The organism is Arthrobacter sp. EM1, from assembly GCF_029964055.1.
Lineage (GTDB): Bacteria > Actinomycetota > Actinomycetes > Actinomycetales > Micrococcaceae > Arthrobacter.
On the sequence record NZ_CP124836.1, the window covers coordinates 3,079,334 to 3,093,197 of the forward strand.

Consider the following 13,864-nt stretch of genomic DNA (forward strand, 5'->3'; position numbering starts at 1 on the left):
GTGCGGGGTCGTCCGCGCGGCCGTCGTCGCCGGACTAGACGAGCTTTGCGTCGAGCTGCAAAGAGGCAACGATGCTGAGGGCGAGCATGCAGGTGGCCCGGACCTCTCCGTCGGACAAATCCAGCTGCAGGAGCGCCTCGATCTTCCGCAGCCTGTAGCTGAGGGTGTTTCGGTGGATAAAAAGCTCATCGCAGATCCTGGCGGAATTTCCGCTGTGGCGGAGGTAGGCGTCGAAGGTCTCGTGCAGGGCGCCACCACCATCGGCGGCCAAGGGTGCCAGAAGCCGCTGGCACATTGCCACCAGACCAGGGCTGGGCAGCCCCTGCACTATGCCGGCGAGATCGGCCGGCGGCGCGTGATGGACCCCGGGCCGCCCCATCTGACGCCGGGCCAGCTGCAGAGTCAGCGGCAGTTCGCCAAGGCTCGCGGACTCCGCGACGATGACGGACAATTCCGGGGCATCCACAAAGAACTCACTGACGGCAGCGAGCAGATCAGCAGGTCCGTGCCGATGCTGCAGCAGCAATGTGGTGAGCCCGGACTCCTCCATAAACCTGACCGTGCCATAGGCGCCCTGCAAGCCCACCCGGGCCCGCCAGGCGATGGCACGAAGCCTGGCGGGCGCCACCTCGCCGGAACTTCCGACCAGCACAGTGTCCCAGCCGCCGTCGGGATCGCAGCCGGATTCGAGGGCATAGCGTCGCAGCGGGGTAGAAGGATCACCGCGATCCTCGTAGAGGGCCTCCATAAACCGCGCGGCTTCGACGGAATGCAGTGGCGAATGCGACCCGAGTGTATAACTCAGCTGCATTCCAATGACGGCAGCCACCGGACCCAGGATCGGCTGCAGGACGATATTGCTCCCGATACCCTCAATGGCCAGCCGGAATTGAGCGGATTCACCGCTGGGCAGCCGAAGCGCGGTCCGGGTGGTCCCGCCATGAGCCGTGCCCGCGGCAACGAGCTCGAAGGCATTTTGATCGATCACCGCTACCCTGGCGTCGACGGCGTCCGCCACCCGCTCCAAAACCTCGGCCAGGGAATGCCCGTCGGCGGCCAACCGGGTGCATTCATCCGCCAGCTCCCAGCCCTTGCGCAACTCCTCGTAGCGCTCGGCGGCGATCACCCGGTCCACGTGGCGCATGATCAGCACAAACGGCACTTCCGGCGGGAGTTCCAGCAGTGGCAAGCCATGGGTCTCGCAGGCCCGGACCAGGCCGACCGGCAGCTCGCGGTGCGCGGCGCCCAGCCCAAACGCCAGTCCGGAGACCGGGACGGCGACCAGCCGTTCCACGTAGGCGTCCCAGATCCTGAAGTCTGTAACGTTCAGGCCCATCCCGTTGGTCAGCACCAGGGCATTCACGCTGAGGAACGGCGTGGGGTCCATGTGCTCGGTAGGGGCGCACCAGGTGATGGGCCTGGCCAGCCGTCCGGCGCCGCCCGGAACACGCAGGCGGATGTTGAGGTCGGGATCTCCGACCAGGTCTGAAATTCGCAAGGATCCTCCAGGAACGGCAGGCTCAAGATCTTTGGCTAGTGCGGTAAGCATAAGTGAGGGAATCAAATTCAGCGAGCTGCACAATATCCGTGAGCCCCGATGCTGAGTAGCGTTGCACCCATGCAAAGCAATGTGACTCCCGACACCCCCGCTTACCCGCCAGGCCGGGTGCTGCTGAACTCCGACATGGGCGAAGGCGTGGGCCTCCACGAGTTCGGCAACGACGAAGAACTTATGCGGATCATCGACGTCGCCAATGTGGCCTGCGGCTACCACGCGGGCGATCCGGACGTGATGAACCGGACCGTTGCGCTGGCCGCAGAGCACGGCGTGGCCGTCGGTGCGCACCCTGGCCTCCCTGACCTGGTCGGATTCGGACGCCGCCGTATGACCATGAGCCCCGGTGAAGTCGAGTCGATCATCCTCTACCAGACCGGTGCCCTGGCTGCGTTCCTCGCAAAGCACGGGCTGGAACTAAACCACATCAAGCCCCATGGCGCCCTGTACGGAATGCTGGCCGGCGACGAGGAACTGATGCAGGCCGCCGCCGGAACCGCTTCGCAGTTCGGCGTCCCCTTTTTCGGACTTGCAGGGACGGCCCACGAAACCGTGTGCCGGGCCATGGGCGTCGAGTTCGTGCCCGAACTCTACGTTGACCTCAATTACGGTCCGTCCGGGGAGCTGCTGATCCAACGCCGCCCGGCTCCGACCGACCCCGACGCCGCCGCCGAGCGGGTGCGCGGGGCGCTGGCCGGACGGCCCGTCCTGGCCGTTGACGGAACCGAACTGGACATCACCTTCCGCAGCGTCTGCGTCCACTCCGACGCGCCCAACTCCGTTGCAGTGGCCGGCGCCGTTCGTGCGGTCCTGGCCTGAACCGCAGTATCCAACTTCCCGAAAGAGAGCACCCCGTGGCAACCATCATTTCCCCGCTTCCCGGCATCTTCTACCGCAAGCCCGGTCCGGGCAAGCCGCCCTTCGCCAATGAGGGCGACACCATCGAGGTAGGACAAACCCTGGGCATTATCGAGATCATGAAGCAGTTCACCGAAATCCAGTCCGATGTCGCCGGAACACTGGAATCCTTTGAAGTCAAGGAAGGCGACATGGTCAACCCGGGCGACGCCGTCGTTATCATCCGGGAGGGATAGCCATGAGGAAACTGCTGATCGCCAACCGCGGCGAGATCGCGGTGCGGATTGCCCGAACCGCCCGTGCAATGGAAATCGAGACGGTCCTGGCTGCCAGCGAAGCCGACGTCGAGTCCCTGGCTGCCCGGACCGCCGACCACGTGATTGTGGTGGGTCCGGCTCCTGCCCCCGCCAGCTACCTGAACCAGGATGCCATCATCGCTGCGGCGCTGGAGACCGGCTGCCATGCTGTCCACCCTGGCTACGGGTTCCTCTCCGAGAACGCGGTATTCGCCCGGAAGGTCGCAGCTGCTGGCCTGATCTGGGTGGGGCCGGATGCCGACGCGATCGAAATGATGGGCAACAAGTCCTTGGCGAGGGAATCCGCCCGCAAAGCCGGCGTCCCGGTCCTCCAGGGGTCGGACGGACCCCTGGAGCCGAATGCCGACGCCGTGGAGGTCGCCCGCAGGGTCGGCTATCCGCTCGTCGTCAAAGCCTCCGCCGGCGGCGGCGGCCGGGGCATCCGCTTTGTGCACAGCGAAGATGAGCTCCTGGACACCATCGAGATCGCGCGCGGCGAAGCGGCCTCCGTATTCGGGGACCCGACAGTCTATCTGGAACGTTTTGTGCAGCACGCCCGGCACGTAGAAGTACAGATCCTCGGCGACGGAATGCGTTTCATCCATCTCGGGGACCGGGACTGCTCCATGCAGCGGCGTTCGCAGAAGGTCATTGAAGAGGCTCCGGCGCCGGACCTCCCGGACACTGTCCGGGAAAGAATCCGGGAATCCTCCGTGGAGCTCGCCCGCGATTGCCGCTACAGCGGCGCCGGAACAGTCGAGTTCCTCTACGACCCGGTCAATCATGAAGCTGCGTTCATCGAAATGAACACCAGAATTCAGGTTGAGCACCCGATCACCGAGCAAATCACGGGCGTCGATCTGATCCGCGAACAACTGCTGATCGCATTCACCGGTGAGATGTCCTTGCGGCAGGAGGACATCACGTTTGCCGGCCACGCCATCGAGTGCCGCATTAACGCCGAGGACCCGGAGAACAACTTCTTCCCCAGCCCCGGCCTCATCACCGCCTTGGACTGGGCCGCAGGCGGCGGCATCAGGGTGGACACCGGCGTCGAGGCCGGATCCACGGTCAGCCCTTACTACGACTCGATGCTTGCCAAGCTGATAGTCCATGCGGAAAGCCGCGACTCCGCCATTGAGGCCATGCTGGCTGCGCTGGACCAGACCGTGATCGAAGGGGTCAAAACCACGATCCCGGTGCACAAGCTGTTGCTGGCCAGGCCCGAATTCGCCGCGGTCAGCCACCACTCGAAGTTCATAGAAACCGTTGCCGATCTAATGGAGGCGCCATGAATAGCCCCGCACCTGCAGTACCGGAGGCTCGCTACACCTGGGGCGGGGACGAATTCCTGTTCGTTGAAGTTTCGGAGTCCATGAGCCTGGCCGCCAATTTCAAGGTGATGTCCATTGCCGCGAAGCTTTCAGCCATGGAATTGCCGGGCATCGTGGATGTCTGTCCTGCCAACGCTTCGCTGCTGGTGCGGTTCGATCCTGACGTCCTGCCGCCGTCGACCTTGGAAAAGACCGTCCGGACTATTGAAGGGGACCTGTCCCATCAGGAGGATCGGGCCCTGGAAACCCGGATCGTCGAAGTCCCGGTCTGGTACGACGATCCCTTCACCGCAGAGGTGGCCGGGCGGTTCCGCGAAGGCTTCCATCAGGAGCCGGACGGCACGGACATCGACTACGCAGCAAAGGTCAACAACCTCAAGGACGCCGCCGAATTCATCCAGCGCCATCATGAGCAGCCGTGGCTTGTCACCATGGTTGGATTCGTCGCCGGCTTGCCGTTCCTGTTCCAGCTAGTTGAGCAGGACAAGCAGCTGGAAGTGCCAAAGTATCTGAGTCCCCGCACCGATACGCCCAAGCTGACGGTGGGCCACGGCGGCTGCTTCGGCTGCATCTACTCCGTGCGGGGTGCCGGGGGCTACCAGATGTTCGGGGTAGCCGCCGCGCCGATTTTCGATCCGGCCCAGGCACTGGCTGACTTCAAGGACTTTATGGTCTTCTTCCGGCCGGGCGACATCGTGAAGTTCAAGCCGGTCACGGAAGCCGAATACAACACCATCCAGGCCGAGATCTCGGCGGGGACCTTCCGCTACCGGCAGGCGCCCGTGACATTCGATGTGTCCAAGGCGCTGGCCCATCCCGAAGCGTACAACCAGGAACTTATGGGGGCCCTCAATGGCATTTGATATCAAGAACCCCGGGCTTGCCACCACGGTCCAGGACCAGGGCCGCACCGGCCACTACAACGTGGGCATCCCGCAGAGCGGATCCATGGACCAGTACTCTGCCGAACTTGGCAATGCCCTGGTAGGCAACACCGCCCGGGAAGCAGTCCTGGAATGCACGTATCTGGGCCCGGTGCTGACCACCGGCGAGGACGCCGTCGTCGCCATCACCGGGGCTCCAGTGGAGGTGAAAGTCAACGGCGAAGCCCGCCCCCAGTGGACGCGGCTGCGGCTGGGCGCCGGAGATGAGCTGAGCTTTGGGGTTATCCGCGGCGGGACGCGCTACTACATCGCTGTCCAGGGCGGCGTCGACGTTCCCGAGGTGCTCGGCAGCCGGTCCACCTACAGCCTGGGCGCGATCGGCGGCTTCCATGGCCGCAAGCTGGAGGCCGGCGACCAGGTTCCGGTCGGAATTCCGCTGAACGGCGGTGTTGTACCCAACGGCGACACGATTCCGGAAGAATTCCGTCCAGGGTTCGCAAAAGAACAGGACGTCAGGATAGTCCTTGGCCTGTACGACCACCGCCTCACCGCCGAAGGACTGGACAATCTCCTGAACGGCGAGTGGAAAGTGACCCCGGTGGCTGACCGGATGGGCTTGCGGTACTCCGGCCCCGGCGTGAAATGGATAGAGCGCGAGCAGCCTTTTGGGGCCGGTTCCGATCCGTCCAACATTGTGGACGCCGGCTACGCCGTCGGCTCCATCCAGATTCCCGGCGGTACCCAGCCGATCATCCTGCATCGCGATGCTGTCTCCGGCGGCGGCTACGCCATGGTGGGAACCGTCATCAGCGCCGACATGGATCTGGTTGCCCGTGCCGCTCCCGGGACCTCCACCCGATTCGTTGCCGTCAGCCAGGACGAGGCGCTGGTGGCGCGCAAGGAACTCGCTGAACGCAAACAGGAGGCGCGGGCAGCCCTCGGCTCCAGCCGCTGATGCACGGCACAAAAGCAGGAACCGGAAGGACTCCCGGTTCCTGCTTTTGTGTTTCCGGCTGCTGTACGGCCCGGATACTGGCCAATCGTCGATCCCTGCCGTTCACCGCCACTCCACAATGGGTTCATTACCACTGAGTACGTTGGCCGGGTCCTGTTGAGATCCACCCTTTGAAAGGCTCCCCCATGAGCACGACTCGCACCCGAGGCATCCTCACGGCAGCCGCAGCCATCGTCCTGACAGCGGCCGCAATCGGCGGCACTGCGGCCGCCCAGGCCGCCCAGGCCGCCGGCAACAACGATCAGCACGGCGGGGGCGACGCCGGCAGCCACCACGTAACTGACACGGCACTGTCCGAGGCGTTCAGCGGCGTCGACCGTGCCACAGCCTGGCAGCAGACCGGCAAGCTGAAGTTGGACTTTCCCACGTACCACACCGAAGGAATCGCCTTCAGTGAGGACCACATTTTCCTCTCGGCTGTCCAGATCCTGGAACCGACCACCAAGCTGCCCGCCACACAGGACGGTTTTGACCGTACGCCCGGCAAGGGCGTCGGCCACCTGTTTGTGATGGACAACGCCGGGAACCTCCAGAAGGACATCATCCTTGGCGAGGGCGACATGTACCACCCCGGCGGCATCGACTTCGACGGCACCAACGTCTGGGTGCCGGTTGCCCAGTACCGGCCCAACAGCAGCGCCATCGTCTACCGGGTGGACGCGAGCAGCCTCGAGGTGCACAAGCAATTCGAGGTCAAGGACCACTTTGGCGGCATCGTGATGGACAAGCAGACGGGCCACCTCGTCGGCAACACCTGGGGGTCGCGACGCTTCGCCGAATGGGACCTGCACGGCCGGCAGCTCGCTAGCTGGCAGAACCCGAACTACTTCATCGACTACCAGGACTGCCAGTACGTGCCGAACTCAAAAATGCTCTGCGGCGGGATCACCAACCTCCCCCAGGCCACGCAGTCCGGCGGAGCCGGCGCAAGCTACGAACTCGGCGGAATGGCGATGATCGACCTCAAATCCCGCAGTGTACTCCGCGACGTCCCCTTCCAGCAGTGGTCCACCGCCGGTCACGCGGCGACGCGCAACCCGTTCAAAATGACCGCCGACGGCGACCACCTCACCATGAGGGTGGCTCCCGACAACGGCGATGAGGGCAACGGCACCGAAATCCTCAGCTACGAGGCCACCGTTACCGCAACCGAGTAAGCCCCTTGCACCTCCTATAAATGAATGGACACCCTATGCCTCATCCAGCACGCTCCACCCGAAAACGCCTCGCCGCCGTCACCGGCGCCGCGGCTCTGGCCGCGTCGACGCTGGCAGCCGGCCTGATCGGCGTCGGCGCCGCCCCGGCCTCGGCCGGAGATAAGCACGCTGAAACCGCGACCCCGATCAAACATGTGGTGGTGATTTTTCAGGAAAACGTCTCCTTCGACCACTATTTCGCCACCTACCCGGAGGCCGCGAATATTCCCGGCGAAACCCAACAGGGCACCGGCACCCCGGCGGCCACCTTCACTGCCGCCAAGAGCACGCCCAAGAAAATCGACACCCTGGCCACCGCGGGCCTGCTAGCCCCGAACAACCCCAATACTGCCCAGCCGGCCCGCCTCTCGCCCCTGCAGGCCGTCACCTGCGACCAGGACCACAACTATGGCGCCGAGCAAAAGGCATACAACGGCGGCTTGATGGACAAGTTTGTTGAGTTCACCAGCCGGGACGCCTGCGGCACCAACCAGTACGGCCGCAGCGGGCTGACAATGGACTACTACGACGGAAACACCGTCACCGGCATCTGGAACTACGCCCAGAACTACGCCATGAGCGACAACCACTTCAGCACCGTCTTCGGACCGTCCACTCCGGGTGCGCTGAACCTGGTCTCCGGCCAGACCCACGGAGCCACCGAATACACGGCGGCCGGCCAGCCCGTTAAACCGGCGGCCAGCGACTACACCGTCCGCCGGCCGGACGCGAAGGGCGTCGGCACCATCATCAACGACCCGGACCCGGTCTACGACGACTGCTCCAACAACAGCCACGCCAAAACCAACAACCTGGCCGGCCTAGACGGCAAGAACATCGGCGACCTACTTAACTCCAACGGCACGTCCTGGGGCTGGTTCCAGGGCGGCTTCGCGCCCACCACCCCGGCGTCCGGGAGCACACCTGCATCGTGCCTGTCCAGCCACACCAACGCCGCGGGCGCCGACGTCGTGGACTACTCCCCGCACCACCAGCCGTTCCAGTACTACGCTTCCACCGCCAACCCGCACCACGTCGCCCCGGCGTCGGACGCGGAAATTGGCCACAACGGCCAGGCCAACCACCAGTACGACCTCACGGCGTTCAACACGGTGGTCAACACCGACAACATGCCCGCCGTGTCCTTCCTAAAGGCGGGCATGTACCAGGACGGCCACGCCGCCTACTCCGACCCCATCGACGAGCAGAACTTCATTACCAGCACCGTCAACCAGATCCAGAATTCCAAGAACTGGGAGGATACGGCCGTGGTGCTCGCCTACGACGACTCGGACGGCTGGTACGACCATGTCGCCGCCAAGGTGAAGAACTCCTCCAACACTGAAGACGACGCCGCCTGGTGCACGGACGCCGCCGCCAGCGGAGTTCCGCTGGCGGGCGGCTACGCTGACCGCTGCGGACCCGGCCCACGCCAGCCGCTCGTGATCATCTCCCCCTACGCAAAGAAGAAGTTCGTAGACCACACCGAGACCGATCAAACCTCGATCCTGCGCTTCATCGAGGACAACTGGCAGACCGGACGGATCGGTGACGCTTCCGCCGACTCCGCGGCCGGCTCGCTGAACGAGATGTTCAACTTCCACAAGCAGCGCACCGGCAAGGTCCTGCTCGACGAAAACACCGGCGCCGTCGCCTCCATCACAAAAAGGAACGACGATGACGAAAAGCACGGCAGGGACGACGAGAGGTAGGCACCCTCGCGCAGTCCCTGCGCGTCCTCAACACAGCACCCCCAGGAACCGCCTCCGGCCACGCGCCGGAGGCGGTTCCTTTTCCTTGGCAGGCGGTCTTGATGCAGGAACCGTTTTCGGAGTAGACCAGCTAATACAGCCAACAGTCCGTCGCCCGGGCCGAGAGGTCCTTGCCGTAGCCGTGCAGACTCCGGGTGCCGGCGGGCGCAACAGCAAGGACAGAGGAGAGCACCATGAGCGAAGAGCAGGCGGCACCGAAGACAAAAGGTGTTGCGGCGCAGCTGCTGGGAACGGTTGACCTGGGGCCCGAGATCGAAGGCATGGCAGGACGCCTGCTCCGGATGCGGATGGTGACCATCGAGCCGGGAGGCGTCTTCGGCCCTGTGCATGACCATAAAGACCGGCCCGGCATGGTCTACATCCTGCAAGGAACCATCACCGACCATCGCAATGGAGCGGCCACGGACTATGGCCCGGGAATGGGTTGGCCCGAGGACGGGAACACCATTCACTGGCTGGAGAACAGGGGGGCCGCTCCGGCGGTGGAGATCTCGGTCGATATCGTCAGGCAGGCGTAGGCGCCCGCAGCGGCCCCGGATCAGGCCGGGAGGATCTTCCGGTTCACGCCTCTGGTGAAGCTATGCAAAAATACCCCCCAGGGTATAGAGTGGTTGGCATCACAGTGTGTAGCAACACGAAGAGAACGGCGTCCGCGCTGAAGCGACGCCCGGTTCGAGAGAGGCGTCTTATCCATGACTATGCATCACGAGATCCTGATCGTCGGAGGCGGCAATGCGGGACTGAGTGTCGCCGCCCGGCTCCGCCATGCTGGCCGGACTGATATCGGCCTGATTGAGCCGAGCGAGCACCACTACTATCAGCCGTTATGGACCCTGGTGGGAGGCGGTTCGGCCAGCCAGACGGAGTCGGTCCGTCCACAGGCAACCGTAATGCCGCAGGGAGTTGCGTGGATCAAGGACGCCGCGACGGATATTGACCCTGAGCGGCGAAGCGTCGCACTGGCGTCCGGCGGATCCGTCACCTATGACTATCTGGTGGTCTGTCCCGGCATCCAGTTGGACTGGGACAAGATTCCGGGCATGGCCCAGGCCCTGGAGTCGCCGACCGTCTCCAGCAACTACCGCTTCGACTTGGCACCAAAGACCTGGGACATGATCAGGAACCTGAAGTCCGGAACGGCCGTTTTCACCCAGCCCTCAGGGCCGATCAAATGCGCCGGCGCGCCGCAGAAGATCGCGTACCTGGCCGCCGATTACTGGCAAAAGCAGGGGGTGCTGGACAAGATCCGGGTCGTGATGGTTCTGCCGACGCCGGGTATGTTCGGGGTCAAGGTGTTCGCCGATGAGCTTGAGCGGGTGGTGGCCAAGTACGGCATCGAAGTCCGCTTCAACAGCGAGATGACCTCTGTGGACCCGGCCGCTGGCGTGGCAGTGATTACTGACAATGCGGCAGGCTCCCAGGAATCCTTGCACTACGACCTGCTCCACGTTGTGCCGCCGCAGTCTGCGCCGGACTGGCTCAAGCGCACCCCGCTGGCGGACCCGGCCAACCCCGCCGGCTACGTGGACGTTGACAAGCACACCATGCAGCACAAGCGGTACCCGGAAGTTTTTGCCCTGGGCGACGCGGGGTCTACACCGAACTCGAAGACCGGCGCTGCGATCCGCAAGCAGGCCCCGGTGCTGGTGAAGAACCTGCTGGCTGCCATTGAAGGGCAAGCCCCGGCCGCCCAGTACGGAGGGTACTCCTCCTGCCCGCTGACCACGGCGCGGGGGAAAATGCTGCTGGCGGAGTTTGATTACACTTTGCAGCCCGCCCCCAGCATTCCGTTCATCGACACCACGAAGGAACGCAGCGACATGTGGCTGCTGAAGCGCTACGGGCTTCCGTTTATGTACTGGAACCTGATCCTCAAGGGGCGCATATAACTCCACGGGCAGCAGGAGAACTCCGGCGGGGCAGGGGCTCCGCCCCGATCCCATCGGCGGGCAGGCGCGCCCACGGCAGGTTCCGGGGGCAACGCCCCGCCGGGGCCAGAATGGCACCATGAGCTTTTTATCCTCCGGCCGCGTTCAGACGCCCGTCCTGGACATCGGATACGAGTCCGCGGGCGACCCGGGCGGGACCCCGGTCATCCTTCTGCACGGATTCCCGTATGACGTTAGGGCCTTCGACGACGTCGCTCCGGTCCTCGCCGGCCAGGGCGCGTATGTGCTCGCGCCCTACCTCCGCGGGTTCGGTCCGACCCGGTTCCTCGACCCCACGACCATCCGCTCGGGCCAACAGGCCGCCCTCGGCCAGGATCTCATCGACTTTATGGATGCCCTCAGCATCGGCCAGGCCGTCGTGGCAGGCTACGACTGGGGCGGCAGGGCGGCCTGCGTCGTGGCGGCCCTGGAGCCCGGACGGGTTTCCGGCCTCGTCTCCGTGGGCGGCTACAACATGCACAACCTTGCCCGGTCCGGCGAGCCTGCCCTCCCGGAATGGGAGCGAAGCTACTGGTATCAGTACTATTTCCACTCGGAGCGGGGGCGCCGCGGGCTGGAACTAAACCGCGAGGAATTGTGCGGGCTGTTGTGGCGTACCTGGTCGCCCGGCTGGGATGGTGCGCGGCAGGCCTTCACCGCGAGCGCCCCGAGCCTGCACAACCCCGACTTCGTCGACGTTGTCATCCACTCCTACCGCCACCGCTACGGGCTGGTCGACGGCGACCCCCGGTACCAAGGGCTTGAGGAGCTGATCGCCCGGGAGCCGCAGATCAGCGTTCCAACGGTAATACTCGAAAGCGGGGACGACGGAGTCGGCGGCCCCGCGGCGGCAGCCGGCAGGGGGCACTTCACCGGCCCTTACCGCCACCGGGTCCTTCCGGGCATTGGGCACAACGTGCCGCAGGAGGACCCGGACGCGTTTGCGCAGGCGGTACTGAGCCTGGTCGGCTAAGAGACTCGAAGCGGGCCCTCAGAGCATAAGTTTGAAACCGAGGTGCGACGCTTCGAAGCCAAGCCGCTGATAGAACCGGTGCGCCGCGACCCGGGAGCCGTCGGACGTGAGTTGGACCAGTCTTGCGCCTCGCCGGCGGCCTTCGTTGACAGCCCAGCTGATCATGGCGCCCCCGAGTCCGTTGCTCCGCAGGTCCGCCCGGACCCGCACCGCCTCAATCTGCAGTCGAGTCGCCCCACCACGGGCGAGTCCGGGGATGAATGTCAGCTGCATCGTCCCAACTACCTCCCGATCAGTCGTCACGACGGCGACCAGCAGTTGCGCAGGATCGGCGTCAATGGCTTGAAAGGCGCGATCGTACGGCCCCCGGGCCTCGGCCGCTACCGAGTCGGTGGAGGCCCTGAGCTGGTCGTCCGCCAGGAGCCGCAAAATCGGGCCGACGTCGGAGGGTTCGGCTTTCCGGATCGTAAAGGGTCCACCGGGCAGGTCCAGTGCGGCGAGCATCATGGGCCCAGTATTTCAGCCCCCTGTGACCAGCTGGGACAACCGATGCCGCCGGCTAGTTTTCGATTGCCTCGGCGCGGCGGTGCTGCCCGGCTGAACCTGCGTTGTGGCTGGTGGCCGGCATGGCGATGACGGCGATCACCGTGAGCACTGCCCCGACCAGCACCGAGAGGAACACTGCCCCGGAGGCCGAGACGATGGTGTGCGGATCCGTGCTGCCGCCCGGGGTGCCGGAGTAGATCGCGTTGGCAACCGCCCCGAAGACTGCCACTCCGATGGCGCTGCCGATCGAGCGGGCGAAGAGATTGGTGCCGGTGACTACCCCGCGCTCGTTCCATTCGACGCTTGACTGGGCGGCAATGAGGCTTGGGGTCGCGACCAGCCCAAGACCGAGCCCGACGATGAAACAACTTATGGCGACTAAAAGAATGCTGGGTGTGGAGGCGGTCAGGGCAAGCACCGCTGCGCCGATGACCGTGACCGCGACGCCGATCATGGCGGTCCGCCGGAACCCGATCCGAAGATAGACCCGGCCCGACTGGGAGGCACTGATCGGCCAGCCAATCGTGAGCGCCGCCAGCGCCAAGCCGGCCAGGATCGGGGAGGTGGAGAGGGCACCTTCGAGGAACGTCGGCACGTAGGAGGTGAGGCCCAGCATGATGGCTCCGACGCCAAAGGAGATCATCGCCGTCGTCGCCAGCAGACGCCGCGATACCACCCACGGCGGCAGGACCGGTTCCGCTGCCCGCCGCTCAACGAGGATAAACGCTGCGAACAAGACTGCGCCGGCGGCAAAAACGGCGATGCTGATCGCGGAGTTCCAGGCCCACGCCTGGCCGCCCTCGAGGGCGCCGAGGATGATCAGGCTGAGCGAGACTGTCAGCAACCCCGCCCCCAAGTAGTCAACGCGGTGCTTCACCCGCTCGATGTCCTCGTGGAAGGACCGGATCAGCATCCACCCGGCCAGGAGGCACAGCGGGATGTTCACCAGGAAGATCCCCCGCCAGATGCCCAGCGAGGAAAACACGCCCCCGAGCGTTGGACCCACGACTGAGGAGACAGCCCAGACGCTGGCCAGGTAGCCCTGCACCTTGGCCCGTTCGGTCAGTGTGTAGATATCGCCGGCGATGGTGATGGCCATCGGCTGGACCGCCCCGGCGCCCAGTCCCTGCAGCACACGGAACGCAATGAGGGCCGGCATGCTCCAGGCGAGCCCGCACAGGATCGAACCGAGCAGGAACAACCCGATCCCGATCAGGATGATCGGTTTGCGGCCCACGATGTCGGAGAGCTTTGCATAGACGGGCACCGAGACGGCTTGGGCCAACAGGTAGGCGGAAAAGAGCCACGGAAAGGACGTGAATCCGCCAACGTCATGCACAATCGAGGGCACGGCGGTCGCGACGATCGTCGAGTCGATCGCCACCAGGCCGGTCGAAAGCATCAGGGCTATCAGGATGGGCCCGCGTTTGGAGCGGAAGCCGACTCCCTCGGCAAGTGTTGTTTTCACGTGATCGTCTCTTCCCGTCCGCGCCGAACCGCGTAGCAG

At 64.9% G+C, this 13,864-nt stretch carries 13 protein-coding genes; 10 read left to right on the forward strand and 3 right to left on the reverse strand.

The features are described from left to right. Window positions 1-34: 34 nt before the first annotated feature. Entirely contained in the window at window positions 35-1,498 is a 1,464-nt protein-coding gene (locus QI450_RS14265) for a PucR family transcriptional regulator (protein ID WP_226775396.1), read from the reverse strand. A gap of 120 nt (window positions 1,499-1,618) precedes the next feature. On the opposite strand from QI450_RS14265, the gene pxpA reads away from it, so the two are divergent. From pxpA to QI450_RS14315, 10 genes are all read left to right on the forward strand, one after another. After that, window positions 1,619-2,374 (forward strand): 5-oxoprolinase subunit PxpA, encoded by a 756-nt coding sequence (gene pxpA, locus QI450_RS14270; protein ID WP_226775395.1) that lies wholly within the window; start codon window positions 1,619-1,621, stop codon window positions 2,372-2,374. Window positions 2,375-2,409: 35 nt separating this feature from the next. Further along, window positions 2,410-2,649 carry an acetyl-CoA carboxylase gene (locus tag QI450_RS14275; RefSeq protein WP_226775394.1) on the forward strand — a complete coding sequence of 80 codons (240 nt, stop codon included), beginning with the start codon at window positions 2,410-2,412 and terminating at the stop codon, window positions 2,647-2,649. A 2-nt stretch (window positions 2,650-2,651) separates the two neighbouring features. Then, complete coding sequence (locus QI450_RS14280; RefSeq protein ID WP_226775393.1) at window positions 2,652-4,004, forward strand: acetyl-CoA carboxylase biotin carboxylase subunit; 1,353 nt, start codon at window positions 2,652-2,654, stop codon at window positions 4,002-4,004. Continuing rightward, window positions 4,001-4,906, forward strand: coding sequence for an allophanate hydrolase subunit 1 (locus QI450_RS14285; protein ID WP_226775392.1), 906 nt, complete (start codon window positions 4,001-4,003; stop codon window positions 4,904-4,906). The genes QI450_RS14280 and QI450_RS14285 overlap by 4 nt, the downstream gene beginning before the upstream one ends. Next, a complete protein-coding gene (locus QI450_RS14290) occupies window positions 4,896-5,882 on the forward strand; it encodes a biotin-dependent carboxyltransferase family protein (protein WP_226775391.1) in 987 nt (328 codons plus the stop codon). The genes QI450_RS14285 and QI450_RS14290 overlap by 11 nt, the downstream gene beginning before the upstream one ends. 185 nt (window positions 5,883-6,067) lie before the next feature. Then, window positions 6,068-7,099, forward strand: coding sequence for a DUF6454 family protein (locus tag QI450_RS14295; RefSeq protein ID WP_226775390.1), 1,032 nt, complete (start codon window positions 6,068-6,070; stop codon window positions 7,097-7,099). Between the two features lie 35 nt (window positions 7,100-7,134). Continuing rightward, window positions 7,135-8,850, forward strand: a complete 1,716-nt coding sequence (locus tag QI450_RS14300; RefSeq protein ID WP_226775389.1) for an alkaline phosphatase family protein — start codon at window positions 7,135-7,137, stop codon at window positions 8,848-8,850. Window positions 8,851-9,083: 233 nt separating this feature from the next. Beyond that, window positions 9,084-9,428, forward strand: a complete 345-nt coding sequence (locus tag QI450_RS14305) for a cupin domain-containing protein (protein ID WP_226775388.1) — start codon at window positions 9,084-9,086, stop codon at window positions 9,426-9,428. A 174-nt stretch (window positions 9,429-9,602) separates the two neighbouring features. Beyond that, window positions 9,603-10,799 (forward strand): FAD/NAD(P)-binding oxidoreductase, encoded by a 1,197-nt coding sequence (locus QI450_RS14310; RefSeq protein ID WP_226775387.1) that lies wholly within the window; start codon window positions 9,603-9,605, stop codon window positions 10,797-10,799. 118 nt (window positions 10,800-10,917) lie between these two features. Next, window positions 10,918-11,811, forward strand: coding sequence for an alpha/beta hydrolase (locus QI450_RS14315; protein ID WP_226775386.1), 894 nt, complete (start codon window positions 10,918-10,920; stop codon window positions 11,809-11,811). 18 nt (window positions 11,812-11,829) lie between these two features. On the opposite strand, the gene QI450_RS14320 is transcribed toward QI450_RS14315, so the two are convergent. Beyond that, complete coding sequence (locus QI450_RS14320; RefSeq protein ID WP_309485694.1) at window positions 11,830-12,318, reverse strand: GNAT family N-acetyltransferase; 489 nt, start codon at window positions 12,316-12,318, stop codon at window positions 11,830-11,832. 52 nt (window positions 12,319-12,370) lie between these two features. Then, window positions 12,371-13,825, reverse strand: a complete 1,455-nt coding sequence (locus QI450_RS14325; RefSeq protein ID WP_226775385.1) for an MFS transporter — start codon at window positions 13,823-13,825, stop codon at window positions 12,371-12,373. Window positions 13,826-13,864: the final 39 nt, after the last annotated feature.